Here is a 25,075-nt window from a genome sequence, read left to right on the forward strand (position 1 = left end):
AGCAGGCCCAGATGGCGTCTCCGTTCCCAGTCCGGCCGCATCCGCGTCCGCCACCTCTGATGCAAATCCGCAGATTCAGCATCCGACAGCCTGCGGTAGACCTTCATCTCCAGTGTCGCCTGGGAAGGGTAGTAATCCGAGATCACCAAGACCATCAATATGAGAGTGGTGGTGACAACGAAGCGTGGCACCTTCGTGGGCCGCGGTGCGGCGGCACAGTCGACGCCCACCAGACCCGCACCGCAGGCACTACCCGCGCACCTGCAGGCACGCACTGGCCTGTGCCGTTAGCGCCACACACGCCATCATCAGCCCTTCCATCACCCGGTCTCCCAGGTACTCCTCCGGCGCTCCGTTCTGCCGCGTGCGCTCTGCTGCAAGCAACACCTCTTGCACCACACGCAGGCCAGCCAGAGCGCAGTCCGCGTCCGCCAGCTCCAGACAGCGCCCAGGCAATTGATGCCGCTCCGGCCAAGGTTGGCCATCCGCAGCCGCCCCGATCCCGATACGCCGCAGCGTGGCAACGAAGGCGTTGGGATCGGCGGACAGTTCGTGTTCCGGCTCGGCGTTGGCCGGATCGTACTGCGCGTGCAGGGAACGGAATTCCGATGCGTTCATGGCAATGCTCCGTACAGGACAGACAGCAGCGCCACCAATAAGGGTGGCGGACGATGCGTGGTTCGAAAGCCGGACAGTAACCAAGCCGGTGGGTCCGAAGACCCCCACGCACCGCCCGCCATGGAACGCGAACGGATTGCCAGCCGGCGCCACACAGAGGTGACGCCGGCTGACAAGCGTAAAACACATGGTTACTGAACGGGCTTTCGACACCCGCGCCACCCTTTTTCGGTGGCATGCCAAGGTGTACCCGCACAGATGCCAAATGCCAAGAAGTCGCAGCTTACTGAGGCTGCAAATGCTGACGCTTACGGCATTGTCGCATAGCACGGAAGCGGCACATCTCCTGCGGCGCAGGGCTTTCGTGCGATGTTAAGTCGCTACGTGTACGGGCATCACGCTGCACGGTTTCGGTGTGGTGCTGTCCCAATTGCGACAGCTCGCTATCGGGGCAGCGATGCAAAGAGTGGCGAATACGTCACCACTCGCTTTGCGGCGCCAATCCCGGCCGTGGCCACAGCGCATCGTCGCGCTCCAGGTCGTAGTCGCTGCCGAACGCCAGGGCCGCCTCGCGCGGCGGCAGGTCTGCGTAGCAGCCCAGCAGGTACTCATCCATGCCGGCATCGCCATGGTCGATGGCAAACAGGCGGAGGAGCTCCTTGTCGAAGGCTCCCAGCCACGTGGTGTCGATCCTGGTCATGGTCGTCCTCTAGAGTGGCAGGGGAGGATGGTCTGCCGCCATTTCAGAGCACGTGATTTCACGCAGTGCATGCTTCTCAGTCCTCACAGGGGCTCATCAGTGAAGATCGCGACCCTGTGGCATCTGCCTCGAAACGACCATGTCAAGAAGGGTAAGCTCAATCAGCGATGTCATTGAAGGGAATCCAAGGACTCAGGCAATGAAACGGAGCCCCACCCAACGCCCCCAAGCGGGCCAGTTCTACTTGTTCTCACCAGACTTGGAAAGCAACCGCCCCTTCCGTGGTGCCGAGTTTGAGAACCTGTCGGCGATGCTCGATCCGCCACGCATTATTCTGCGCCCGGACAAAGGGGGATTCCCTGCGCTTCGCGAGAAGCCGCGCATCGTCTTTGACGCATCCAAGGGGCCTGAGCCACGTGACCTGGAGGGTGGCTTCAGTGGGTACTGGCTCGTCTCGGAACGACTGTGGCAGGTGATGAAATCCGTGGATCCGCAGGCGTTCGACTTTGTTGAATGTGATATCCGCCTGGCTGATGGCACGCCTATGCCACGGCGCTTCCTGTGCGACGTGGTGCGTGAACTGGACGCGATAGACGAGGAACGTTCAAGACTGGATATCGAGATCAATGAGGACTTCGTCAATGGGAAGTTCTATTCGATTGCAGGCGGGGCGAGTCTGGCCATGCGCTCTGAGGTGGTGCGAGATGCGCATGTCTTCCTGACTCCATTCAGCACCTTCGTGATCGCAAGCCGCGAGTTTGTCGATGCGGTTCACGCGGCGGGGGCTCCCACGAGTCCTCGCGGTAGCGGCATCTCCTTCGTGGACGCTGCGGCAGTCTGACCTTCGGGAGCAGACAACTGATGGCAAGCTAATTCCCGTGCGCCGGAGTGCTGCACTGTTTACATCAGCAAGGCCAGCCGCGGTTACGGTGCATTGGCGCGCTCCAAGCCGTAGTCGCTGCCGAACGCCGGTGCCGACTCGCGCGGTGGAAGGTCCGCGTAGCAGCCCAGCAGGTAGTCGTCCATGTCGACGTCGCTATGGTCGATGGCGAATAGGTGGAGAAGTTTCTTGTCGCAGGCTTCCGGGTGCGCGGGGTGGATCTTGGTCATGGTCGTCCCCCAGAGGAGGAGCTGAGTTTGGCCGCGCATGCCGGCATAAAAGTCATGGATGTCCTAACGACCCTGAAAGCGATGGGTGGTCAGAATGACTCTTGTCGAGGACCATCTGCTGTCTGGCTGACCTCTGATCCCTGGGACTTGAGTGGTATCGCCGCTGCATTGGTAGTTGCTGGCCTTCACATACCTGACAGCCGACGCCTCCCCGCGGCCCGGTTATGTCTCTACGCTAGAACACAAACCTCTGGAAGAGATGAGAAAGCATGGAACCGTCGAAGCCGATCCATCCTGTGCCTGGCGAATTCTTCCTCCTGATGCCTGATACCACGCGTAGGGGAAAGGGGCACGGCGTTGTGTTCGAGAACGCAAAGCGGCTGCGCATCCCGCCGCGCCTGATCCTACGACCAGAGGAAGGGGGCTTTCCGCCTATGGCGGAGAAGCCGTTGCTGGTCTACTCAGCGAAGAAGGGGAGCCTCCCTGAGGATCTGGAGGGGGGCATGAGTGGGTACTGGATGGTCTCCGAACGATTGCGCGACGCTCTTGTCTCTATGGATCCGGCTGGCTTCGAGTTTGTAGAGTGTGACTACCGCCTTGCCGATGGATCCAAGGGGCCGCGGTATTTCCTGTGCGATGTAGCCCGTGAGCTCGATGCGGTGGACGAAGAGGCCTCGAAACTTCGGATTATCACTGACGCAGGCTATCGAGGTGGGAAGTTCTACGATCTCAGGGGTGGAGCCAGTCTGGCGTTCCGGAAGCAGGTCATCGGTCAAGCCAGAATATTCCGGACGCCGTACTCGGGAAACCTTGTTTTCTGCGGCAGAGAGCTGCGCGACGCTGTGTGGAAAGCTGGAATTGGTGGGCCGCGTGCGTCGCGAGGCCTCTGGTTCACTGACGCGGCCAGCATCTGAGTCAGAGTTCTGAGGACCGGACTCTTGGGCGTTTTCTGGATTCGTTTCAATTGCTCACGAGCGACTTCGATTCACATCAACAACGTGGGATGACAAGCATGGGATCGAACTCCATCCATCAGCCGCGCGAGGGCGAGTTCTTCAAACTGCGACCGGATGCTACCCGAGGAGGAAAGGGCCACGGAGTGGTCTTTGATAGCGAGGATGCGTTGCTTGCGACTCCCAGGCTGATCCTGTTGCCCGAAGCCCGTGGCCTCTCTCCACTGCGTGAAACCCCGCGCCTGGTCTATCGGGAGCGGCAGGGTGTCCCTCCACAGGACCTGGAAGGCGGGTTCAGCGGCTATTGGCTGGTCTCCGAGCGTTTGCGCCAGGTTATGGAAGAGATTGACCCTGACGCGTTCGTTTTCGCTGATACCGACTATCGCTTGGAAGACGGTTCAAAGGGACCGACCTACTTCCTTTGTGACGTGGTCCGTACGCTGGATGCCTTGGATGAAGAAGCATCCCAGCTCAATATCGTGACCAGCGATGAGTACGAGGCAGGGAAGTACTACCGCCTGACCGGTGATGTCCGGTTGGCGTTCAATCGCGAGGTGCTGGGATCGGCCCACGCGTTCAGATTGCCCTTCCATCGCGGTGTCTTCTGCGACCGAACGTTCAAGGATGCGGTGGAAGCTGCTGGCATCGTCACGGCCAAGAGATCCAACGGGCTCTGGTTTGAAGATGTGGTCAATTGCTGAATAGGTTGTATCGCCGCCAACTTCGTGACCGATGCTGCAAGTATGCAAAGTGCGGTACATGCCTTGAATTTGGAGAGGAAAAAGCACATGCCCGCGTCAGAATGTAATCAGCCTGTGCCCGGCGAGTTCTATCTGCTCATGCCTGACACGACCCGAAGGGGTAGAGGGCACGGCGTTGAGATCGAGAATGAGGACGCACTGCTGACGCCTCCCAGGCTGATCATCCGCCCCGAAGAAGGCGGTTTCCCTTATCTGGCGCAGAGACCGCGTCTGGTTCTCGATCCAAAGCTGGGGGATCCACCGCAGGACCTCGAAGGAGGAATGAGTGGCTACTGGTTGGTATCAGAGCACCTCAAGAAGGCCTTCAATGAAATCGATTCCGATGCCTTTGAGTTCGTGGAGTGTGACTACCTGCTTCCGGACGGCGTAAGGGCACAACGTACTACCTGTGCGAGGTTGCTCGCGAACTGGATGCCGTCGACGAGGAAGCATCGAAGTTGCGGGTCATCGTCGATGAGGGCTATCCGGGCGGAAAGTTCTACGACCTTCGTGGGGGAGCAAGCTTGGCATTCAAGAGGGACGTAATCGGGGACAGTCATGTCTTCAGGAGCCCGTACTCCGGCGATCTTGTCTACTGCGATCGCATGTTCCGGGATGCCATACGGGCTGCGGGCATCGGAAGTGAGTGTGAAACGCGTGGCCTGAGGTTCAAGGACGCAGCCAATGTCTGACATGGCGCGCGTCATTCTAAGCATACTCTGCATGTCAAAATCGAAGATGGCTGCGGCGCGTCTCACGGAGCGGGATCGGCAGTCGAACGTAAGATGGATTTCATTTTTGTCCGATTGCTTGCCGGTGCAGAACGGATTAGAAAGCAGCCATGCCTATTCAGTATTTGAGTTGAAGGCAGGGCGGTAAGAGGCAGGCCGCATCGGGACTTCAGAGCGGCCAGAGGAATTGGAGAGAAGCAGCAGTGCGCTATGTCGGCGGAGGGGGCTTCAGGCTGTGAGCGCGCGGGCATGACTCGAAGAGGGCATGGAAGGTTGGCACCCTCTGATAAGCTCTTGGCACGCTTATTTAGATTGATTCTGAGGTGAGACAAGCAATGATTTCGAATCTGCCAAAGAAGGGCGAGTTCTTCGAGTTGCGCCCAGATGCCCGACGGCGCGGCAAAGGGCATGGCGTCGTTTTTGAGAACGAGTCTTCCCTGAAGACGCCTCCCAATTTCCTCTTGCGTCCCGATCAGGGGGGCTTCCCGCCTCTGCGCGAGACCCCGCGCCTAGTGTATTACCCAAGCAAAGGGTGGCCGCCGGAGGATCTTGAAGCTGGGATGAGCGGCTATTGGCTCGTTTCCGGGCGTCTCCGCGAGGTGATGGTGGCCGTGGACCCAGGCGCTTTTGCGTTCAGGGAGACTGACTATCGACTCGCTGATGGAGCAATGGGGGGGCCTTATTTCCTTTGCGATGTCATCAGAACCATTGATGCCTTGGATGAGGCAGCATCCCAGCTGAAGATCATCGTTAGTGACGACTATGAAGAGGGGAAATACTACGATCTGACGGGCGACGTCCGCTTGGCGTTCAGGCGGGAGGTCATCGGCGATGCTCACGTATTCCGGCTCCCTTACTACGAAGGTGTCTTCTGCGACCGCACTTTCAAGGAGACGGTCGAAGCCGCGGGACTGATCGCCAGCGGTACTTCCAACGGTCTGTGGTTCTACGACGCGGTGAACTGCTGAGACTAGGCGATGCTCGAGTCAAGGAGGATTTGTGGCTGGACATACCACTCATTTGCAGGACCATCACGCGATCGAGCAGCAGACGCTGAGGCACAGCCCGTTGCTCGCAAAGTTGCAGGAGGCGGGGCGATTCAATATTCACGCCCAAGAGAACCGGCTGTTCCTACCCGCAAACCCTGCCTATGCAGATGCGATGGGCATTACGCCCCACAGTGGCGGACCGTTGGGTGAATACCAGAACGGAATGATTCGGCGCTTGAATGAGATTCAGAGAACGCGAGACGGTAAGGCCGCGCTGCTGAATGACTCTGACGCCCTCGATAGAGTGATGGCACGTGTAGAAGCACTGCGAGACACCATCAAGGTGGGGTTGATCAACGGCGATCTCAACACGAATACTCCGCTGGGAAGCACGCCTGCGATCACGAATAAGCGGATCCGGGATTTTTTTGACGGAGTTCCCGAGTACCACCAAACGCATATCGCTCAGATCCAAGCATTGAAAGGTTTAACTGGGGTCGACCTCGGCTGGGTGGCTGTCACTCATTCCGAAAGTGGTATCGTGACTACGCTCAATAGAATCGAGTATGACGCCAAGCCATTGACTCGCGGTGGAAATATTGAGCTGCAGCGAAGCGGCCTGTCGCTTGCCATTTCCAATGCCCACCATGGTGGCCGAGTTGTTCTGACAGAGCCGGGTATCCAGACGGTCGAGCGCGTCTTGGGCGAAGATGCGGCCTATCGGATCCGTGCGCCCGGCATGCAGCAGGGGCAGGTCACAATCGACCTCCTCCTCGGCGAAGCCTCCACCAGCCAACTGATCCGCTCCGGTGGCCTGCTCGCTTCCGGCGCCGATGCCGTCATCACCGCCCGCCGCACGTCGCAGCTGCTGGAAGAAGGCAACGGCACCGCCGCTCAGTCTGAGCTGACCCACGCTCTGGCACGTAACGGCGGCGGTTGGATCGGTGGCATGGCTACCGCATCGGTGATCGGCACCTCCAGTTTCGTCCCTGCGGCCATCGTCGCGGGCGACGCGCTGCTGATGAGCAAGGCGTTCGACAAAGGCGCCGATCTGCTCGACAACCGCGCCATTTACCGGCAGAGCGACAAGGCCGGCGTCACGTGGCAGTTCAATGGCCTCAACTGGCAGCGCCAGGCGGTCATGGACAGCGCGGGCGATGGCTCGGGCAATCCTGCCGAGCGCAGCGTGGGTGCCAGCTACGAGAAGGCCCGTGAACTGGGCGCGTATGCCCATGTAAAAGCGGTGGAGCTGGCGCTGGGCAACGCGCCGCCGCCGCAGGATCCCTTCAGCATTCCGGCACGGGAAGCCGAGGGCCGCCTGGACAATCCCAACTGGCACCGCGATGCGCAGACCGAGCAATGGACACGCCAGGTCAAGATCGGTGTGTCCGGTGCCAACGACCGGGGTGTCTACGAGACGCAGACCGCCAGCCCCGAGCGCGCCAGCGAGCTGAATTGCGAGGCAGTGCAGCGCATCGAGAGCAACATCGCCCATGGCAAGGCCGCCATTGCCGCCAGCTATCTGGAGGCGCGCGCCGCCACCCGTGCCAGCGACTTCGTGCCACTGGTGCCCGAAGCGGTGGAGCAGGCCCGCGCCAAGAGCGACGCCGTCCTTGGTTCGGACAACCAGCGCTACCAACGCGACGATGCAGGGCAGTGGACGCATGCCGGTCAAACGGCGCAAGGCAACATGGCGCTGGAACTGGAACTGACCCGCACCATCCAGCAGCCATCGCTCGAGCAGTTCAACCAGAACATCGCTGCATTGGAAGCACGGCCGTTGCCCTCTGCGGCGGAGATGAACCAGAACGAGCTGCGGCACAGCTACTACGCTGCGGGCGTCGGACTGAACCCGGCGTGGGAGCAGGCGATTGCGCTGGCTACGGCGCGTACGCGTGAGGCACACGGCATCGTCGGCCCGACGATGCAGGAGCTTGGGCCCGCCGTTGAAGGCAACGCAGGCGCATCGCGCCCCATTACGCACTATCAGGTGGGGCAGGATGGCGTTGCGCGGCCGGTAGCGACCACCTCCACCGAGGAACTGCAGGTAGCGTGGACAGACGTGCGCGCACGCGCGGTGGAACAGGCACCCGTGCCGGAATCCCCCGAGTTGCGCATCGCGGCCCTGTCACCCCGCGAGCGGGAGGCCTATCAGCAGGCGCTGCAGGAAGCCAACCGCCAAGGCGCGGCGACGGTGGATGCCGGGCAGGTGGCACGGGCGGCGGCACAGCACGTACAGCACGATGCGCCTGCGCCCCCCGACGCCCGCGATGCGGTGGCCGACGCCCAACGCGAGCAAGCCCTCAATCGCCCGCCGGCAGCGACGGAGCCGGTGCCCGCAACGCCACCGCCCGTGGTGATGCCGACATCAATCCCTGGACCTGAAACACCCGAGCGCGCGCGGCAAGCGGAGCAGCGTGAGCCACCGCCGCGGCCCGAGCGAGGGGCGCAGGCCCCGCCCGAGCCCGAGCCACGGGTGGCAGACGCGCCACCACCGCCGCAGCCCGCCACCGCTGCCGTGGCGCTAGTGGCAGCCGCTGATGCCCTGAAGCAGGAAGTGCCAGGGCAGGGCGCTGCACACGAGGCAGTGGTGGACGCCATCCCGCCCCGCGCTGCAAAGCCGCTCAACGCTATGCACGCTTCCGAACAGGCTATCCACGTCCCCGACGTTTCGGCGCACAGCAGCGCGGCACAGCCGCTTGAGCCGAGCCCCCAGCCTGCTCCGGAACAGGTGCCACTGGTCGCAGAGCCGTCATCTGCCGCCCAATCGGCCGAACTGAAGACGCCCACGCCTGACGCGGAGATGCAGCCGGTTGTTGTGGAGCGCGCCATCCTTCAACCAGAGTCCGAGCGGATGGACCTGGTGGCGCAGGAGAGCGCACTCGCGTTATCTGTAGAGCCGGTGGCGGATCCATCGCGACAGCAGGCCGATGCCTCGCCTCACGGTGTCGATGGCGCACCGCCCCCAAGCGAGCCGCGGAACGACCCGACCCAACTGGGCCATCCGGATCACGGGTTGTACCAGCAGATACGCCAAGGCGTGGAAGCGCTGGATGCCCGCCACGGACGGACGTTCGACGAGGTGAGCGAACGGGTAGCCGCCAGCCTGCTGGTGCTGGCCAAGGACAACGACCTGGAGCGCGTGGATCATGTGCTGGTGAGCAACGCCACCAGGGAGCATCCGGCTGGGCACACGCTGTTCGTGGTGCAGGGGGAGCCGAGTGATCCGGCGCATCAACGCGCGGCCACGCCTACCGAACTGGCAGCGCAGACATCGGTGGAAGAGTCGATGCAGCAGTTCGATGCAGTCAGCCGCGAGGCACAGCAGCGCGCCATTGCCAACCAGATGGAGCAGCAGCTGGAGGATCAGCGCGTGCAGCAGGATATTCAGATTCGTGCGGCCAGCATGGGGTAACGCTCGCCGGCGTCAGGCGAACACCTTCAGAAGGAGGGAGGTGTTGAACGATTGACGCGTGCAGCCACATTACCCGGGCCCAGGCGGGCCTGAAGCATGAAGCCATCAGGCCCAGTCTGACCTTCTCCTCCTGCCCCGAAGCAGCGCGGAGGAGTGGATGGCTCAGGTCTCAGTCATGGGGTGCTGCGTGCGCGGCAGCTCCGGCGGGCGGCTGCCATGGTTCATCACCTCGCGCACCTGGTGTTCCTGTGCGTAGAACTGGTTGGCGCAGTCCTGCGCTTCGCGAGCGTAGTCCTGCATCACGCCAATCACTGCATTGCTGGAATCGTGCTGCAGATCCACGGCAGTCAGATGCCGCGCGCCACCGTGCATGAACGCCACGGAGGTCACCTGGGCCACGCATACCTCCACCCGGGTTGGTCCGAAGCGCACCGCGCCTTCGGCCAGCGTGCCGTTGCCCGCGTACGCATTGCCCGCCACCCGCTGGCCGCGATGATAGGTACCGACGTAGCGGATGCGGTACAGCGTGGATTGGAAATCGACGCGATTCCACAGCTTGTGTGCAGATGCCATCGCAAACTGTGCAGAGGCCACGAAGGCCAGTGACACCAAGCCGACCATCGCGTTGCCGCTGCTGCGCGCATACACAAAGGCCAGCACCACCCCGACAACGCCCAGCAGCAGGCCGAACAGCCCCAGCGCCAGCAGTGGTTGCTGGCTGGGCGACTGCCATGCAGCACGGAATGCCTCGATCAGCACCGACGCGCTCTGGTCTGCACGTACGCTCGGTTCTTCTTCCACCAGCAGTTCGCCATCGAAGGTGTCCTTGCTGACGTTGTGCTCATGAACATAGCGATGGTGCGGCTGCGGAATGCGGCTGGAAAGCCGCAGCAGGAGGCCGCCGCTGAGGTCTGCCATCTGCATCTTCTCATCCACGATATGCCGTGCTGCCGACGCGCTGTAGCTGCCCGTCTGGGAGATCAGTGCGACCGTGAACAGCGCGCTGGCAATGAGGCCACTACCGAGCACGGCGAGGGTGGGCAGCACGACCGTGGAAACCGCGAACGGCGGGACGGGTACCTGTACCGGCGAAAGCGTGATGGCCAGCGGCCCGGCGATGGAGATCAGCAGCAGCGTGACGATGGCCGGCCAGCGCGGTGCGGGAACGTTGTTGCTGGCCGCATCCAAGGCGCCCTTGCGAATGGCCGACAACGTTGCGAACGGGCGCAGCAGCATCACCGAGACAATGAAATAGAAACCCGCCATCCACGCGAAGGCGCTTGGCTGTGCAAAGACCCACGCCAAGCCGAAGCTGACCAGCACTGCGGCCAGGTAGATTGCCCGCTGCAGCTGCACCTCGGCGTGCCAGCGGATGGTGGGTGGCGCGTTGATCAGCTGCGGAACCAGGCCATAGAACATGGACAGCAGCGCACCCGAAGGGCGCTGCCGCACCGGAATGCCGTTGTTGATGACGTTGAGCAGGTAGCTGCGATGCTCGGTTTCGCCGCTGGGGAGGGCGATGAGTCCCGAATCACCGGGTACAACGGTGAAGCGGAAATAGCGCATGGCCTCGCGGATGTGCACGCCACCGAACAGCAGCAGCGTGATGCCGGTGACCAAGCGCCCGACGGCACCGATGCCCATGCTGCGCACCTGATCGGCATTGGTAACGCTGAGCAGCAGGATGAGGCCGAACAGCAGCGCAAATGCACCCAGCGCGAGATGCAGGGTGTTTGGCAGTCGCATGGGATTGATGGTGACGGCCTGTGCAGGCGGCGTGCTGTACTCGGTGCTCATCGGAATCTCGAAAGGACGCTCGAACGGCAATAGCGGCCGGCTTCGAGGTTTCTTGAGAGATTCAGGGGTCTGGCAGCTCGCCGGAGCCAAGACTTACTCCTCCCAGGGGCGCCTTGGCAGAATCGTCGAAGGCGAATTAGGTCATGGCATATGCCCCCGATCTGCATGTGCAGGTATGTCGATGCTGGCGAGCACGATGGCGCCGCTCGCTTGCTTGACGGCGTTGTCAGGAATGAGAACTCCCGACTCGCCAAGTGCCTCCCGGCCTGTCAGGGCCACATATCGAAGAGGCCCATCGTTGTCGATGTGCCCCGCGTATGAAAGAACAAATCCTTGCGCGAGGCCCTGGAGAAATGTGAAGTCGTCATCGGTGACCCCCAGCACCAGTCGATATCTCAACAGGTTGTTGATGACGTGCACGTGCCCGAGGTCAAAGAAGAAGCACTTGGCAGGATGTCCTTCGATCTCAACTACGTCATCCCATCCCTCGAAGCCAACTCCACCAACGCGCTCTTCTCCGTGATAGATGGAAAACTGGTACTCGTGCCGTGCCGGCCATTGCCCAGCACAGTAGCTCCAATCCTTGGGCGAGGGATCGATATGCCACTGATCGGATCGAATGACGAATACGGCTTGGCGTGGAAGTGGAGGGGCATCGGATTTCCTGAGCTTGCGTGGTTGCCTTGCGGGCTGACCTTATAACGGCGCATCTGCGCATGAACTGCTGTCTTCAGGCGCTGCCAGTCGCCGAGCATGACGCGCGCGTAGCTCATCTCGATGGTGATGCTGTCGTCCATGTCAGCCATGGAGTGACAGCGCATTGCTATCTCGTCGCCCTCTGCTGATTCCAGCGTCCTGCCCTGATCGCCAAGCCCTCGGCTGTTCGATCGGCCGGGTAGCAGCTGACGAAAGTTCTCAGCTACGCATCCGCTGAGGGTGCTACACACGAGTCCGGTTCCAGCTTCGGATGATGCACATAAGGCGCGCCCAGCTTATTTGCCGACTCCTTCGCATAGGCGGCCAGCAACGAGGGGTCGATTGCATAAGGCGCCAATCCTCACCGTGCGGGTTGTGCCAGACGAAGATCGACGCGCTCTACCGGGTCCCTGGCTTCCAGCGATCCCGCTTCGGTCGTGGCGTTATTGCTTGCCCGTCTTGACGGGAGGCAGCCGAAAGACGGCGGGCTTGCAGATGGGTAGGTATTGCGGCTCGTGCAGGTCATCCACCCCTGGCTGGGGTCAGTAAACTAGCAAGAACCAGATATCCGTTGAACGAAATCAGATCTTGGTACTCGGTCGCTGAAATGCCGGCTACGGTAAGCGCCTCTATTGTCGTTATCACCAGGAAGCGTTTTTGGTACTTGCCGCGGGTCTCCGGCGCGGCCGCTTGCAGTAGAGCGTAGGCGATTCGACGCAGGAACAAAGAATCGCTATCGGCGCTGCCAAGATCCGACTTCTTGGTTAGGAGATTCCGAAGAGAATTCGGATGCGTCATATCGAGGGAGTAAATGTGCTCACGCTGCCCGTCCGTTTCAATGCACCAATCCGGTCCCGAGTGTGCCCCCGCGAAGGCCACGCGTTCATCGTTGCGGAAGAACACGTATTCGTACTCGGCAGGGGCTGCTCCACCAGCTTGTAGTCGGGACAGAATGACAATGACCGCACTCTGCGACGCGGCCTCGGCCTCGGCCGTTGCATCTGGATAGAAACGAGTTGGCATGCTCTTCCCTTGATTTCCCTTGATGAATTGCTGGCGGCGATCACCCCATACTCGCCGCCCGTCCCCTCACTTCCTGCTGCATGCGCTCCTCCTGTGACTGCTGCTCAAGCTCACGGCTCATGGCGCGCTGCTGGGCATCCCGGCTCACGCTCTCGTACTGCTGCAGCGATTGCTCGACCGGTGTCTGAGCGGCCTGCGCTGTCGGCATCGAGGCCCGTGCATGCGAGGGATCATTCAACTCGCCCTGCACCAGAAATAACGTGTGTCCGGCAGGGTTCTGCACGGTCGCGTTGCTCAGCAGCACGTGGTCTACGTGCGACAGATCGTTGTCTTTGGCCAGCACCAACAGGCTGGCGCTCATCCGCTCGCTGATCGCGTCGAAGCTGCGCCCGTGTTTGGCATCCAGTGCCGCAACACCGTCGCGTATCTGCTCGTAGAGTGGGTAATCAGGGTGACCCGGCGACAGCGGGCCACCTGCGGTCTGGGCATCCTCCACGGCCTTGCGGGCGTGGTCGTGCGCCGCATGGGCGGGGTGTTCCTGCGCCTGCACCACGGCGGGGATAGTCGGTTGTTCGCGTTGCTGTCCCTCTGCCTGCGGCAGGGGAGGGGATGGCGACCGATGGACCGATTGCATCCTCGCCATGTCCTCCACGGTGGTGGTGGAGGTCAGCACCATGCGGTTGCCCGCTGCAGTGCCGAAGGACGCGATGGCGCTGTCCGGGCTGGGCGCGTGCGTGCGTGGATCGGGCATCAGCTCCAGCGTGATGTCGGCCTGTTTTCCAACGGCGGCAAGATTCTGTTCAACTGCGGCGGTGGTGGCGGCAAGCTGCTCCTCGGTGCGCGGAATGCCATGTTTCGCGTACAGCGATTCCACCTGCCCGCGCACACCCTCAGGCGCGATGTGCACGGTGGCCTTGATCTGCTCGGCCATCCTGCCCATGTCCGCAATGCCGGCGTTCTGGCTCTGCCAGGTGATTTCCAGTTCATCGCTGACGTTGCGATTGGCCTGGCTGTTGTAGACCACGCCCTCGTGCAGCCACTGGCCATCCGCCTGGCGGCTGTAGCTACGGCCGTCGCTCGCACGCAGAGTGTTGGCGCTGTCCTGCGCATCGCGGATTGCCTGCGGGATGGACGGGTTCTGGGCGTCGCCAAAATCACTCCAACGGCCTTGCTCGTGGGCCACCATGTACCGCGCGGCCACGGCCGCCTTGGTGTTGGCCGCGTTCTGTGCGATGACGGTGCGCGACTGCTCATCCAAGGCGGGTTCGCGTTCCGGCGGAACAGGCTCGCGGCGCGTGATGGGCGTGCGCCCATCTACGACCTCCTTTATCTCCAGCTCCCATTGCCGCGATACGGTGTCGCGCACGAACTCCCTTCCGGTCTCGAAGGCGCTGGGTGGCGGCTCTTTCAAGCCGCTGGCACTCAGTCGATAGGGATCCTGTGGCGGCGGCAGGTTGGCCAGGCCCAGCTCGTAGGAGGCGCGGGCGGCCTGCCAGTTCAATTGGCGCTCCAGCGTGCCAGTGGCCACATAGTCGGCGCTGAAGGTGACATCGGCGCCCTGCGCCGTTTGTACTGGCCGTACTTCCACGCCAGTCCCCAGATCAGCGCTCTGAACTTGCTGTTGCTCGGCGCTGCGCAGCCAGCGGCCATCCGGGTCTGCCGGGTTGCGCGCCCAGGTGCGCTGCAATGGATCCTGCTGGATATAGACCCGCTCGATGTCCTTCTGTTCGGCCCACTTCTCACCCAGATGGGCGCCCAGCACACCGCCACCGATGCCAGCGACGACAGCGCCCGGGCCCGTCCACGAGCCGGATACAAGGCCAATGCCTGCACCTGCTGCGAAGCCGCCGAGCGCGCCGCCCAGGTTGCGGCCGACGAAGTGCGCCGAGGTTGAGTCTGCGCCTGCGGTGTTTCCTTGCGAGTTCAGTTCCACCCATTTATGGCCGGACGTGGCGAAGTCATGCGCCATCAAGGCGACGCCGGCAACGCCCAAGGCCTTCATGCCGGGGTTTACGCCGTGGGGTACAGCTTCGGCTGCTGTTGCCGCACCCGGAGGCCCGCGTGGCGCGCCCGGTTGCAGCGTTGAATGCAGAGTTGGCTCAGGCAGATCGGCGAACAGACGAGGCCCTGTGGACAGCGCCGAGCGAGCAGCGACCCATTCCGCGCGGGTGGTCGACATCTCGCTGAGATTGAGTGAACTGAAGTCGTGCAGCGGTTTTTCGAAAAGCGTCTTGCTGACGGCGTCATAGCCATCGATGGGCTTGAGGTGCAGGCGCACCTGGGCCACATCGACCGTTTGACCGGTGTTCGTGGTGGCGTGCTGTGCGAGGGTGCGCTCGAGGGTTTGGTACTCGGCGGCAGATTGGATTGCAAAGGCCAGAGGCTCTGGGCCGAATTCGCTTATGGGGTAACCATTGATGCGGACGGTGGGGTGGTCGAGAGCGGTGGTTAGTTCAAATTTGTCGAAGCCACGTCCGGACTTGGCCCCATCGACGAATGCCACCAAGGGCCTATCCGTGGCAATGGCGTTCTCGAAATACTTTGGACTGCCCGCATTCCACATGATGTCCTGCAGCGCACCTTTGTAATCGCCCCTAGGCACGAAGCCTTGCACCTTCATGAAACTTTCAAACTTATCCGTAATCGTCAGGAAGTCCGGATGCTTGGAAGGGCGATTTCCTGCATCGACGATGTATTTTCCCCAAGGCGTGTCACCAATGATTCCAGCCCTGTAGTCCGCGTCTTCCGCATACGCGCTGGCATTCAGGAAGTTGGAGACGCCTGCTCCGTCCTCTCCTGAGAAGGCGAGGTAATCGATGCCTGGCGGAAGCTTCGGTGGATGAGTGGCGATCTTCTGCTTGAGAAAATCTTCGTAGCTGGTGAGCGTGTCGGGTCCCGAGCCCGGGGATTTTAGGTAGTCAAGAACGACTGCCTTCTGCTGATCGGAAAGCAGGCTGCCATCCCCCAAATTCTTTGCGGGATTCAACGTCGTAAGCGCGAAGTCATCAAACGAGAACGTGGGCACGCCGCATCACCTCAACGATCACGGGAAGGAACGTGAAGCTCTGCGAGAATGAGCCAGTCATTCGGTAGTCGCGTGGAATTTTCAGGTGGTGATATTCCTAGCCGGAGCAGCTCGTCAACCCTGGCCATGGCCAAATAGCGGCGACTCTCCGGACTGCTGGCCTGCCCAGAGAATACGTTCACCAACCCTTCCGCAACGCTGCAGATGAAGGAGTACTTTTCATCGGTGTTCCCCAACGCCTTCTGCAGCCTAAGGATGGACTCGAGCACCTGATGCGGACTCAATTCCAGCGTGTAGCGAACTTCGCGACCTCCATGCTGTTCGACGACCTGCTCGGTGCCGAAGAATCCTGTCGCGCCAACACGCTGCTCATTACGACGGAACATGTACTGATACTCTATTGCGTCGCTTCCATCCCGCCTGGTCGCGGGCAGAATTCTTGGGAAGGAAATGGTCACGCCGCTTTCTGGGTCAAACGCGGTGTTCTCGACGGGCTTGAATCGGATCGGCATCGTTCTTCCTGGAAGGCCTTGTTGGTCGAAGATTGAGTTGCACGGTTTCGGTCAGCCCAGCCTTTGACGATGGCATGCCTTCAAAGGTGACGCCGTGCAGGCTGAATGCGACTTCTGCGCCATGAGCATTGTGACGGGGAGGACTGGGGCCAATCGGTCTGAACTGTGGCATATCACCTAGCCTCAGCCTGCTTCTGCGGAACAAGCAGGCTGGCCAAGAGTACTACTCCATCGCGTAGCTTCAGGCTGTCATCAGGTGTCGCGATGCCGAGTTGGTTCAATGAATCAATCCGAGCTACGGCGATGTAGCGAATGCTCTCAAAGATGCTGGGTTGATTGGAAAAAACATTAACCAGCCCCTGTGCAACAGCACGGATGAATGCCGAAACATCCTCCTTGTTTCCTATTTCTTCCTTGAAATCGATGATCGAATTCAGTATTTCACTGGCGCTAAGATCTAAGGTGTAAATTCGCTCACGGCCGTTTTCGTGAACCGCTAGCGCTTCAGTGCCGAAGATGCCAAGCGAAGCAATCCGCTCTCCGTCATGACGGAACGTATATTGGTACTCAATGACTTCGCTCCCGTCGGACAGGGTGGCAGGCAGGACTCTTGGGAAGGAAATTCTTACTGCGCTAGATGCGTCGAATGCTGAGTTGGAATCCGGCCTGAACTCAATGGGCATTGTCTTTTCCTGAAGCTGGCATTGATGATGGATGTGCCGTGTCTTCACTCTGCTGGCTTCCGCCTATTGGCGTAAGTCGGCAGAAGAGTAAGAGATTACGTCGTTCGCTGTAACCCGATTCCGGCCAGAACAGCGCAGGGTCTGGAACTGGCGTCGCGTCTGTGGCGGAGATCAGTACCCGTAAGGATCATTCTTGGCCAATCGCGACAGATCGGCTTCTGCTGGCGGTCCCGTCCGGTGGGTAAATTCTTCGCCAGTTGCGGCGCGGAGATTGACAAGGATGTGTTCATCAGCAATTCCATTGCTCTGTATTTCAGGACTATACGACCCACTACCGCCACACTCCACATTCCAGCTCCCATGGGCTAGCGGAATGTTCGCTGGTTCACACATTCAGCGAGCCAATCCCGTCACCCGAGTCGCCTCCACCTGCCCGCGAACCCACCTATGCGATCATCCGGCCAGGACCGCAGTACCCAACAAGGCTGAGCAGGCATGGAGCAAGCAACACGCTACACGGTAACCCTCTTTCTGGCCGCGCCCGGCACCCCGCTGAACAGCGGCGGCAGCTCGCCGCGCGGCCACATGTATTTCCAGACCGCCGCCGGCGAGGAAGCGCACAGCTACGGCTTCGCACCGCCGCGCCTGCCGACCGATGAGGCCGCTGCCGGTGTGCAGTACGCCGAGGTCGTACACGATGATGCCGACGAGCACCGCGACCCGTACTACAGCCGCACCCTTGAGATCAGCGAGGAGCACTATGGCTGCCTGCGCGATTTCGCCGAGGAGCCGGCCGAGTTCGGCTTCGATGTCGATCGCCCGGCCACCATCAACCGCTGCAGCGATTTCGTCTGGGCCGCGCTGCACTATGCCGGCCTGCATTCGCAGCCGGCACCGCTGGACGGCGGCAGCAACCTGGGCGAGTTTGCGGTGCTGTTCAACCTGCCGGAAATCCAGTGCATTGCGGCGCCATTCCCGGCCAGCGAGCTGAATGGCGAACAGCACCACCCGATGCCCGAACGCGAGGCCGAGCTGCACCGCGAAGGCGGCCGCCCAAGCCACGAGCCGCCGCCCAGCCCGATGGAAGTGGCCGGCACGCTGCTGGACCCCTCGCACCCGGATCACCGGCTGTTCGCGCAGCTGATCCAGAAGGTGGCCGAGCTGGACGCTGCACACGGGCGCACCTTCGACGACACCAGCCAGCGCATCAGCGCCAGCCTGCTGGTGTTGGCCAAGCAGAACAACCTGTCGCGCGTGGACCACGTGCTGCTCAGCCGGCCTACCAAGAGCAGCCACGAGGCGGAGAGCATCTTCATCGTGCAGGGTGACCGCGATGACCCCGGGCACCGCCGCGCGAGCATCGCTACGGAAGTAGCGGCACAGACCGATGTGGCGGATTCGCTACGGCTGAAGGAGCAGTGATCGTGCAACTGCAGCGGGTGCTGGTGACCTTGGTTGTGCTGGGCGTGCTGGTGGCGTGCCGTGCATCATCAGCACCTGAGGTTGCGCCCACGCTTCTGACACCAGCGCAGGCCGCGGCCCGGACCGTGGTCCCGTTCACGCGCGCAGTGCAGTTGCAGAAGGCCGGGCGAATTGCTGAGGTTACTTTCGACCTGCCCGCGCCTCAAAAGCCGGCCATTCCGATCCTGAACGTCGGGCTGCGGCTGCAGGAAACCGACGCGCGCCGGCTGCTGGATGCGTCGGAGAAGATCACGCTGGGAAGGCTGCCAACGCGGCTGCGCTTGGAACGGATCGATGCCAGCACGCCTGGCCCTGTACAGCTCTGGCAGCGCACCCGCGATGGGCGTGACTCGCAGAAGATCCCGGATGATGGCGTGGTGACGGACTTGACGACCGGGAGCGTTGATATCAACAGTCTTGCCGAGGCGGGGTTGTACTCTGAAGAGGTGCTCTATCGCACGCTGCAGTTGGCGCAGGTCGGGGGAATTGCACCTGGGCGCTACGTTCTGGTGGTAGATCTTGTTGAGGATCGACCCGAGCTGGAAGGCTTGAAAGCAGAATTGATCGTTGGCTACCAATCACTAGGAAAGTAGATATGCACAAGGACGGCGCCGAGCGCTACAGCGTGACCATCCATCTGGCGGCTCCCGGTACACCCCGTTACGGACGTGACGCTGAGGGGAACAGGTTGCTGCTGGAGCCATCGTTCGCGGGGCACATGTTCTTGTCGCTGCGTCGCTCGGGCGAGCCCTTGCCGGAGAGCGTTGGTTTCACCTCGGCGGGGACGAAGGAGAACCCGAACAGGGGCAAGGTCGATGACATGGATGTATGGGTCTACGACAACCCCCGCTTTGAGCGAACGATCGAGATCAGCAAGGAGCAGTACGACCGCATCCTCGAGTTCTCGGCTGATCCGAAGAAGCACGGCTTCGATATGAACTACGACTTCTTCTCCAACGCCTGTACCGATTTCGCGTGGGGTGCGCTGAACCATGCAGGCTTGCGGCCAGTGGGGCTGGCGGGGGAGATCAACAACTACGAGGGTGCCACCAAGGTTCTGGACAACATCCGCGCCGTCAACGCCATTCCTCAGCAGGTAAAGGGCAGCGAGCTGGACAAGGTGCAGTGGAACCCGATGCCGAAACAGACGTTCCGGGAGTGGATGTTCACTGAGAATGGCGAGCATCTTCGCAATAGCTCCATCGCCGCGGCCGGAACCCCCGCCGATCCATCCCACGCCGATCACACTCGCCTCAATCAGCTTCACCAGCAGGTGGCCGACCTCGGAGCCTTCGGCGCCCAGAACGGCAACGTCAGCGCCAGCCTCCTGGCACTCTCCAAGGAGCAGCAGTTCACGCGCGTAGACGATGTGCTGCTCGGCGAGCGCCGTGGCGATGCGGCCCCCAACCTCTTCATCGTGCAGGGCGACCGCAGCGACCCGGCGCATCAGCGCGCCAGTCTGCCGGCAGATGTCGCCGCGCAGACGCCGGTGGCCGCCTCGTTCGAGCGCATCGAGCAACTGGCGCAGGCACAGCCGCAGCGCGATGCCCAGCGTCAACAGGAAGAGCAGCAGCTGGCCCAGGCGCACGCTCCGCGCATGGTCTAGGCGTCCAGCGCCGAACAGCGCGTCCGCCATGCATCCGCAGGCGGACGCCACGGCCCCTACCTGCTACCATTCCCGCGCTACCCAGCCAGCCCACCCCGCGCAGACAGATGCAGGGCCGGGCCGTCGAAGAACGGCCCCGCGAGCCAGGACACCCTCCGTGCCCATTGAAGGACGCTCGCATGATCCGCAATTCCCTTTTCCGTTCGGCCGTACTGGCCGTCGCCGTGTCGCTGAGCCTCGGTGCTCCGACCGCCTTCGCCGCTGAAGCCGCCGCCGCCAGCCCCGCCACCGCCGTGCAGCGCCAGGCCATCGCCCAGGGCCTGTACGAGCTGGCTTACAGCCCCAAGCAGAACGCCGTGTTCGTTGCCTCGTCCGGTGGCTTCGGTGACAACGCCGGCCCGGCCCAGGTGCTGCGCCTGAACCCGACCACGCTCGCCGTGGAAACCCGCATCCCGCTGGAGCGCAAGGCGTTCGGCGTGGTGCTGGATGACGCCCACAACCGCCTGTACGTGGGCAACACCGTGGACCTGTCGGTAACCGTGGTCGACACCGCACAGAAAAAGGCCATCGGCACCGTGCAGCTGATGGAGAAGAAGACCGGCAAGGACGGCAAGGCCGCCTACACCCACGACCTGCGCGAGCTGGTGGTCGACAGCGCCGCCAACCGCCTGTACGTGACCGGCCACAGCAGCCAGCCGGATGTGAGCAGCGTGCTGTTCGTGATCGATACCAACACCCTGAAGGTGATCAACACCATTCCGGGCCTGGGCAACGCCAAGGCGCCGGGCCTGGCGCTTGATGCCGCCAACAAGCGCGTGTACACCAGCAATCTGCTGGCCGATCTGGTGGTGGTCGGCACCGACTCCAACAAGGTGGAAGCCCAGCACAAGATCGCCGCCGAGCAGCCGATGAACATCGCGCTGGACCCGGCCGGCAAGCGCCTGTTCGTGACGGACCAGGGCTCGGAAATGCTGCGTGGCTACCAGGCCAAGAGCAGCGGGCTGGTCAGCAAGCACCCGGGCCAGCGCGTGCTGGTGCTCGACCGCAGCAATGGCAAGGAACTGGCGAGCATCCCGACCGACGCCGGCCCGCTGGGCATCCTGCTGGATGCACCGCGCAAGCGCCTGTACGTGACCAACCGCGAAGCCGGTACGGTGACCGCGTACAACAGCGACAGCTACCAGAAGGTGGCCACCTACGCCGTGCCGACGCACCCGAACAGCCTGGCGCTGGATGCCAGGAACAACGTTCTTTACGTGAGCATCAAGAATGGCGAGAAGGATGCCAAGGGCGCGGAAGAGAGTGTGGCGCGGATTCAGCTGTAAGGGATGGTGCCGGGTCATGCCCGGCAGCTGGCTGCTGGAAAAGGGCAGGGCTTTTTGCCCTGCCTTTTTCTTTGCCCGGTTGCGGCCCCCACCGCCAACCCGCTAGGGTTGAAACCCATGGCAGGGAGCCAAAGGATCTGAACATGCTGGGTATCCACCGCTGGCTGCACGTCGGCCTGTTGATCATCTTGAGCACCGCGCTGGGTGCCTGTTCCAGCCGCATCCCGGAGCCACCCGAACCACTGGAACTGACGCAGCCGATTACGGTGGATCAGCCCGGCCAGGAGGTGCGGTTCGAGTTCGAGACGAATGCGCGCAATTTCGACTCGGGGCGCACCTATGCGCTGGAGTTGGAAGTGCAGCGGCAGGGACCGGCCAGGGACGATGAGCCTGACGTGGGCACATTGAGGGTCCCGTTCGAGGTGAACCTGCAGCAATGGGCCGCTGATGCTTGGAAAGACGTTCCCACCTACGACAGCTACCAAGCCGGGGTGCTCAATGCAGGCGAGCCGCTTCCAGAATGGCATGCATCCAGCGAGTGGCGCTATACGTCGCCGCACATGGGGAGTGATGGCCACTACTTACTGACCGTGGTTGCCCTGCCACTGGCACGTGATGTTCGCTATCGAATGCAGGTTCGCACCGTACAGGTAACGCCGGAACTGCATCATTACTCGGCGCAGTTGCGGGCGCATGCAGCCCGGCCGGCGGGCAAATAGCCGTCATGGATGCCTGCTTGCCCTCCAGCGCGCAGCTGCTAGGGTTGAAACCCATGGCAGGGAGCCAAAGGATCTGAACATGCTGGGTATCCACCGCTGGCTGCACGTCGGCCTGTTGATCATCTTGAGCACCGCGCTGGGTGCCTGTTCCAGCCGCATCCCGGAGCCACCCGAACCACTGGAACTGACGCAGCCGATTACGGTGGATCAGCCCGGCCAGGAGGTGCGGTTCGAGTTCGAGACTGATGCGCGCAATTTCGACTCGGGGCGCACCTATGCGCTGGAGCTTGAGGTGCAAGGGCAAGGAAGGCGCGAGAACGGCGAGCCGGACATGCGCAAGTTGAATCTTCCCTTTGAGGTGTCACTGCAGCGATGGGGCGCAGGTGCCTGGCAGGACGTTCCCACCCATGACAGCTACCAGGCACTCGCGCTCAACGCGGGGAAGCCGCTTCCTGCATGGCACACATCCGCTGCGTGGCGCTATGCAGCGTTGAGCGCGGGCAGCGGTGGCCAGTATCGATGGAGCATCGTTGCCCTGCCGTTGGAGCCTAATGCTCGCTATCGCGCGCGGGTTCGCACCGTACAGACCACGCCGGAACTACAGCACTACTCGGCTCAGGTGCAGATACATGCTGCGTGGCCTGTGGGGAAATAGCTGTCCTCATGCTGTAGAGCTGCCCCGTCGTCCGACTCCTGATGGGTTGCCTGCTTGCCCGCCCCATGGCACAGCGGCTAGGGTTGAAGCCCATGGCAGGGAGCCAAAGGATCTGAACATGCTGGGTATCCACCGCTGGCTGCACGTCGGCCTGTTGGTCATCTTGAGCACCGTGCTGGGTGCCTGTTCCAGCCGTGATCCTGTCGCCACCGAGCCGCTGGATCTGACCAAGCCAATTGCGGTGGATCAGGCTGGCCAGGAAGTGTGGTTCGAGTTCGAAATAAGCGAGCGAAATTTCATTCCGGACCGCACCTATTCATTGGGGCTGGAGCTGCAGCGCCAAGACGCCGATGCCGGGAATTCGCCCGACATGCATGGTTTGAATATTCCCTTCGACGTGTCACTTCAGCGCTGGATGGATGGCGACTGGGTGGATGTTCCCACCCATGACAGCTTCCAGGCCATGGCTCTCAACGCCGGTAAGCCACTACCCGCGTGGCACACATCGAACGCGTGGAGGTACGGCCGTCTGCGTTCGGGCAGTGACGGCGACTACCATCTGAGCATCGTTGCGCTGCCTGTGGAGATCGATGCGCGCTACCGCCTACAGGTTCGTACCGTGCAGGCAAGGCCGGAGTTGCAGCAGTACACATCGCGTTTGCGCGTGCATGTTGCTCGTCTGCCTGGCAAGTAACCAATACTCATCCCTTGGAAGGAACGGAGACTCATCTTATGGACAAGCCGCGTTACACCCTGGACATTGTCATTGCCGCGCCCGGAACGCCATTGATTGATGTGGAGACCGGCAAGCAGCAGGTCTTGGATGGTGTTCCCCAGACCTCAGCACCAGGCCACATGTTCTACGTCCTGCATGCCCCGGATCAGCCCCCGAAGAGCTACGGATTTGCGCCCAAGGTACATGGCAGCATGAACGGCGCAGGCGCGATCATGGAAGACGACGTCGATGTATACAAGGATCCACGCTACACCCGCACCCTCGAGATAAGCGAAGAGCAATACAAGAAGCTTGAGGCCTTCGGCTCGGACCCGGAGAAATTCGGCTTCAGCAAGCACTACGAGGACGTGCGCCACAACTGCGTGGACTTCACCTGGGAAGCGCTGAACCACGCTGGCATCGAGCGAAAGAGAAGCATCGACGTGAATGCTTTTGGAGGTCCCGCAGGGCAGCTCTTTCCGGATGTCCGCATTCCCCTGGACAGCAAGGGCGCGGGCAAGGACGGTTTTCGCCCGCTGCGCAACATCCACGGCGTGGACAGCATCGAGCCGCCGTTCCCGAACAGCGATCTCAATCGTACGAAGACCAATCCGATGCCCGAGCGCACGTGGAAGCATCGCTTGCTGAGCGAGAACGACGACATCGGTGAGCGCAGCGGTGAGCGGTTGGCCAACGACGCACGTGTACCGGGTGACACATCGCATCCGCTGGACCAGCGGGTGCGTGCGGCGCTGGGGGAAGCGGCCGAGCGCCAAGGGTTGCCGCCGGGACAGCAGCCCGAGATGTTGGCGGGCCACCTGACGCGATTGGCGGTGCAGGGGGGGCTACACCGAACGCGATACCTTGCAGGTGGCTTTCAGCAGTGGCGGTGCGGCGGACTCGCCGGGCTATGTCTTCCTGCAGCGCACGGGCGACACCGCCTCACCGGACCCTGCAGCGAACCGCCAGCGTCTTTCGCTGGCCGATGCCCAGCAGGGCACGGTTGAAGAGGTGTACCAGCAAGCCAGCGTGCAGCATCAGGGCCGTGAGTCCAGCCGCGTCGCGCAGGAAGATCTGCTGCAGCAGACGCAGCACGCTCAGCCGCGAATGGGCTGATACCGGCCCATGCGACAGGCGTCGACGGCATCGACGCCTGACGGCATTCACCCCATGCGATGCGCAGGGTTCTGCTGCTGATCCTGCGCCTGTGCATCCAGCGTCTGCTGCTCGGCCTGCACCGGCTGCTGCCCACCCAGCCCCAGCTTCTGCAGTGACTGCTCGGCCGGCGTCTGCGCGGCCACGGCGGTCGGCAGCATCGCCCGCAGGTGCGCCGGGTTGGCCGGGTCGCCCTGCACCACGAAGATGTTGTGCCCGGCCGGGAGGTTGGCCGTGGCGTTGCTCACCACCACGTGGTCGGCGCGTTCCAGACCCTGTTCGCGGGCTTTGACGGCCAGGCTGGCGGCCACGTTCTCGCTGGTGGTGTCGAACGCACGGCCGTGCTTCTCGTCCAGTGCGGCTACGTTCTGGCGGATCTGCTGGTGCAGGGAATCATCAGGGGTCATTGGGGGCTCCATGTGGCCGCTACCGTGTGGCCGGATGTGG

24 protein-coding genes and 1 pseudogene are annotated in these 25,075 nt (G+C 62.1%); 14 read left to right on the forward strand and 11 right to left on the reverse strand.

Annotated elements, in window-relative coordinates; genetic code table 11:
- Positions 1–249 precede the first annotated feature (249 nt).
- Together ABIA73_RS13530 and ABIA73_RS13535 are read right to left on the reverse strand one after the other, a co-directional pair.
- A complete protein-coding gene (locus ABIA73_RS13530) occupies positions 250–618 on the reverse strand; it encodes a hypothetical protein (protein ID WP_354275909.1) in 369 nt (122 codons plus the stop codon).
- Between the two features lie 478 nt (positions 619–1,096).
- The gene (locus ABIA73_RS13535; RefSeq protein ID WP_354275910.1) at positions 1,097–1,318 is read right to left on the reverse strand and encodes a hypothetical protein; all 222 of its coding nucleotides are present in this window, start codon (positions 1,316–1,318) and stop codon (positions 1,097–1,099) included.
- 199 nt (positions 1,319–1,517) lie between these two features.
- On the opposite strand from ABIA73_RS13535, the gene ABIA73_RS13540 reads away from it, so the two are divergent.
- Complete coding sequence (locus tag ABIA73_RS13540; RefSeq protein ID WP_218788527.1) at positions 1,518–2,159, forward strand: DUF1629 domain-containing protein; 642 nt, start codon at positions 1,518–1,520, stop codon at positions 2,157–2,159.
- Between the two features lie 83 nt (positions 2,160–2,242).
- Here ABIA73_RS13540 and ABIA73_RS13545 read toward each other — a convergent pair whose 3' ends face one another.
- The gene (locus tag ABIA73_RS13545) at positions 2,243–2,428 is read right to left on the reverse strand and encodes a hypothetical protein (protein WP_354275911.1); all 186 of its coding nucleotides are present in this window, start codon (positions 2,426–2,428) and stop codon (positions 2,243–2,245) included.
- A 269-nt stretch (positions 2,429–2,697) separates the two neighbouring features.
- On the opposite strand from ABIA73_RS13545, the gene ABIA73_RS13550 reads away from it, so the two are divergent.
- The 5 genes and pseudogenes from ABIA73_RS13550 (at position 2,698) to ABIA73_RS13570 (ending at position 9,256) form a co-directional block, all read left to right on the forward strand.
- Complete coding sequence (locus ABIA73_RS13550; protein ID WP_354275912.1) at positions 2,698–3,342, forward strand: DUF1629 domain-containing protein; 645 nt, start codon at positions 2,698–2,700, stop codon at positions 3,340–3,342.
- Positions 3,343–3,440: 98 nt separating this feature from the next.
- Positions 3,441–4,082 (forward strand): DUF1629 domain-containing protein, encoded by a 642-nt coding sequence (locus tag ABIA73_RS13555; protein ID WP_354275913.1) that lies wholly within the window; start codon positions 3,441–3,443, stop codon positions 4,080–4,082.
- Between the two features lie 87 nt (positions 4,083–4,169).
- Positions 4,170–4,813 (forward strand): annotated as a pseudogene (locus ABIA73_RS13560) (imm11 family protein).
- A 374-nt stretch (positions 4,814–5,187) separates the two neighbouring features.
- Complete coding sequence (locus ABIA73_RS13565) at positions 5,188–5,820, forward strand: DUF1629 domain-containing protein (RefSeq protein ID WP_218788536.1); 633 nt, start codon at positions 5,188–5,190, stop codon at positions 5,818–5,820.
- A 31-nt stretch (positions 5,821–5,851) separates the two neighbouring features.
- Positions 5,852–9,256 (forward strand): XVIPCD domain-containing protein, encoded by a 3,405-nt coding sequence (locus ABIA73_RS13570; protein ID WP_354275914.1) that lies wholly within the window; start codon positions 5,852–5,854, stop codon positions 9,254–9,256.
- A gap of 162 nt (positions 9,257–9,418) precedes the next feature.
- Here the strand turns inward: ABIA73_RS13570 and ABIA73_RS13575 are convergent, their stop codons facing one another.
- From ABIA73_RS13575 to ABIA73_RS13605, 7 genes are all read right to left on the reverse strand, one after another.
- A complete protein-coding gene (locus ABIA73_RS13575; RefSeq protein WP_354275915.1) occupies positions 9,419–11,053 on the reverse strand; it encodes a hypothetical protein in 1,635 nt (544 codons plus the stop codon).
- A gap of 141 nt (positions 11,054–11,194) precedes the next feature.
- Entirely contained in the window at positions 11,195–11,473 is a 279-nt protein-coding gene (locus tag ABIA73_RS13580) for a hypothetical protein (protein ID WP_025878188.1), read from the reverse strand.
- A gap of 50 nt (positions 11,474–11,523) precedes the next feature.
- The gene (locus ABIA73_RS13585; RefSeq protein WP_154231521.1) at positions 11,524–11,850 is read right to left on the reverse strand and encodes a hypothetical protein; all 327 of its coding nucleotides are present in this window, start codon (positions 11,848–11,850) and stop codon (positions 11,524–11,526) included.
- Positions 11,851–12,271: 421 nt separating this feature from the next.
- Positions 12,272–12,772 (reverse strand): hypothetical protein, encoded by a 501-nt coding sequence (locus ABIA73_RS13590; protein ID WP_025878185.1) that lies wholly within the window; start codon positions 12,770–12,772, stop codon positions 12,272–12,274.
- Between the two features lie 40 nt (positions 12,773–12,812).
- Complete coding sequence (locus ABIA73_RS13595) at positions 12,813–15,797, reverse strand: XVIPCD domain-containing protein (RefSeq protein WP_354275916.1); 2,985 nt, start codon at positions 15,795–15,797, stop codon at positions 12,813–12,815.
- Positions 15,798–15,808: 11 nt separating this feature from the next.
- Positions 15,809–16,309 (reverse strand): hypothetical protein, encoded by a 501-nt coding sequence (locus ABIA73_RS13600; protein WP_025878182.1) that lies wholly within the window; start codon positions 16,307–16,309, stop codon positions 15,809–15,811.
- Positions 16,310–16,482: 173 nt separating this feature from the next.
- Entirely contained in the window at positions 16,483–16,992 is a 510-nt protein-coding gene (locus ABIA73_RS13605; protein ID WP_025878179.1) for a hypothetical protein, read from the reverse strand.
- Between the two features lie 495 nt (positions 16,993–17,487).
- Between ABIA73_RS13605 and ABIA73_RS13610 the strand changes: the two genes are divergently transcribed.
- From ABIA73_RS13610 to ABIA73_RS13645, 8 genes are all read left to right on the forward strand, one after another.
- A complete protein-coding gene (locus ABIA73_RS13610; protein WP_230112576.1) occupies positions 17,488–18,414 on the forward strand; it encodes an XVIPCD domain-containing protein in 927 nt (308 codons plus the stop codon).
- Positions 18,411–19,046: a hypothetical protein gene (locus tag ABIA73_RS13615; RefSeq protein WP_099782605.1), complete on the forward strand. Its 636-nt coding sequence runs from the start codon at positions 18,411–18,413 to the stop codon at positions 19,044–19,046. Before ABIA73_RS13610 ends, ABIA73_RS13615 begins: the two co-directional genes overlap by 4 nt.
- 2 nt (positions 19,047–19,048) lie before the next feature.
- Positions 19,049–20,059 carry an XVIPCD domain-containing protein gene (locus ABIA73_RS13620; RefSeq protein WP_154879210.1) on the forward strand — a complete coding sequence of 337 codons (1,011 nt, stop codon included), beginning with the start codon at positions 19,049–19,051 and terminating at the stop codon, positions 20,057–20,059.
- 179 nt (positions 20,060–20,238) lie between these two features.
- On the forward strand, positions 20,239–21,384 hold the full coding sequence (locus ABIA73_RS13625) for a YncE family protein (protein WP_354275917.1): 1,146 nt from the start codon (positions 20,239–20,241) through the stop codon (positions 21,382–21,384).
- Positions 21,385–21,527: 143 nt separating this feature from the next.
- Positions 21,528–22,103, forward strand: coding sequence for a hypothetical protein (locus ABIA73_RS13630; RefSeq protein ID WP_059065808.1), 576 nt, complete (start codon positions 21,528–21,530; stop codon positions 22,101–22,103).
- A gap of 79 nt (positions 22,104–22,182) precedes the next feature.
- Positions 22,183–22,758, forward strand: a complete 576-nt coding sequence (locus tag ABIA73_RS13635) for a hypothetical protein (RefSeq protein WP_354275918.1) — start codon at positions 22,183–22,185, stop codon at positions 22,756–22,758.
- Between the two features lie 118 nt (positions 22,759–22,876).
- Positions 22,877–23,452: a hypothetical protein gene (locus ABIA73_RS13640; RefSeq protein ID WP_025879213.1), complete on the forward strand. Its 576-nt coding sequence runs from the start codon at positions 22,877–22,879 to the stop codon at positions 23,450–23,452.
- 38 nt (positions 23,453–23,490) lie between these two features.
- A complete protein-coding gene (locus ABIA73_RS13645; protein WP_354275919.1) occupies positions 23,491–24,480 on the forward strand; it encodes a hypothetical protein in 990 nt (329 codons plus the stop codon).
- Positions 24,481–24,636: 156 nt separating this feature from the next.
- Here ABIA73_RS13645 and ABIA73_RS13650 read toward each other — a convergent pair whose 3' ends face one another.
- Complete coding sequence (locus ABIA73_RS13650; RefSeq protein ID WP_354275920.1) at positions 24,637–25,035, reverse strand: XVIPCD domain-containing protein; 399 nt, start codon at positions 25,033–25,035, stop codon at positions 24,637–24,639.
- Positions 25,036–25,075: the final 40 nt, after the last annotated feature.

The organism is Stenotrophomonas sp. 2694 (assembly GCF_040548715.1).
GTDB classification, from domain to species: domain Bacteria; phylum Pseudomonadota; class Gammaproteobacteria; order Xanthomonadales; family Xanthomonadaceae; genus Stenotrophomonas; species Stenotrophomonas indicatrix.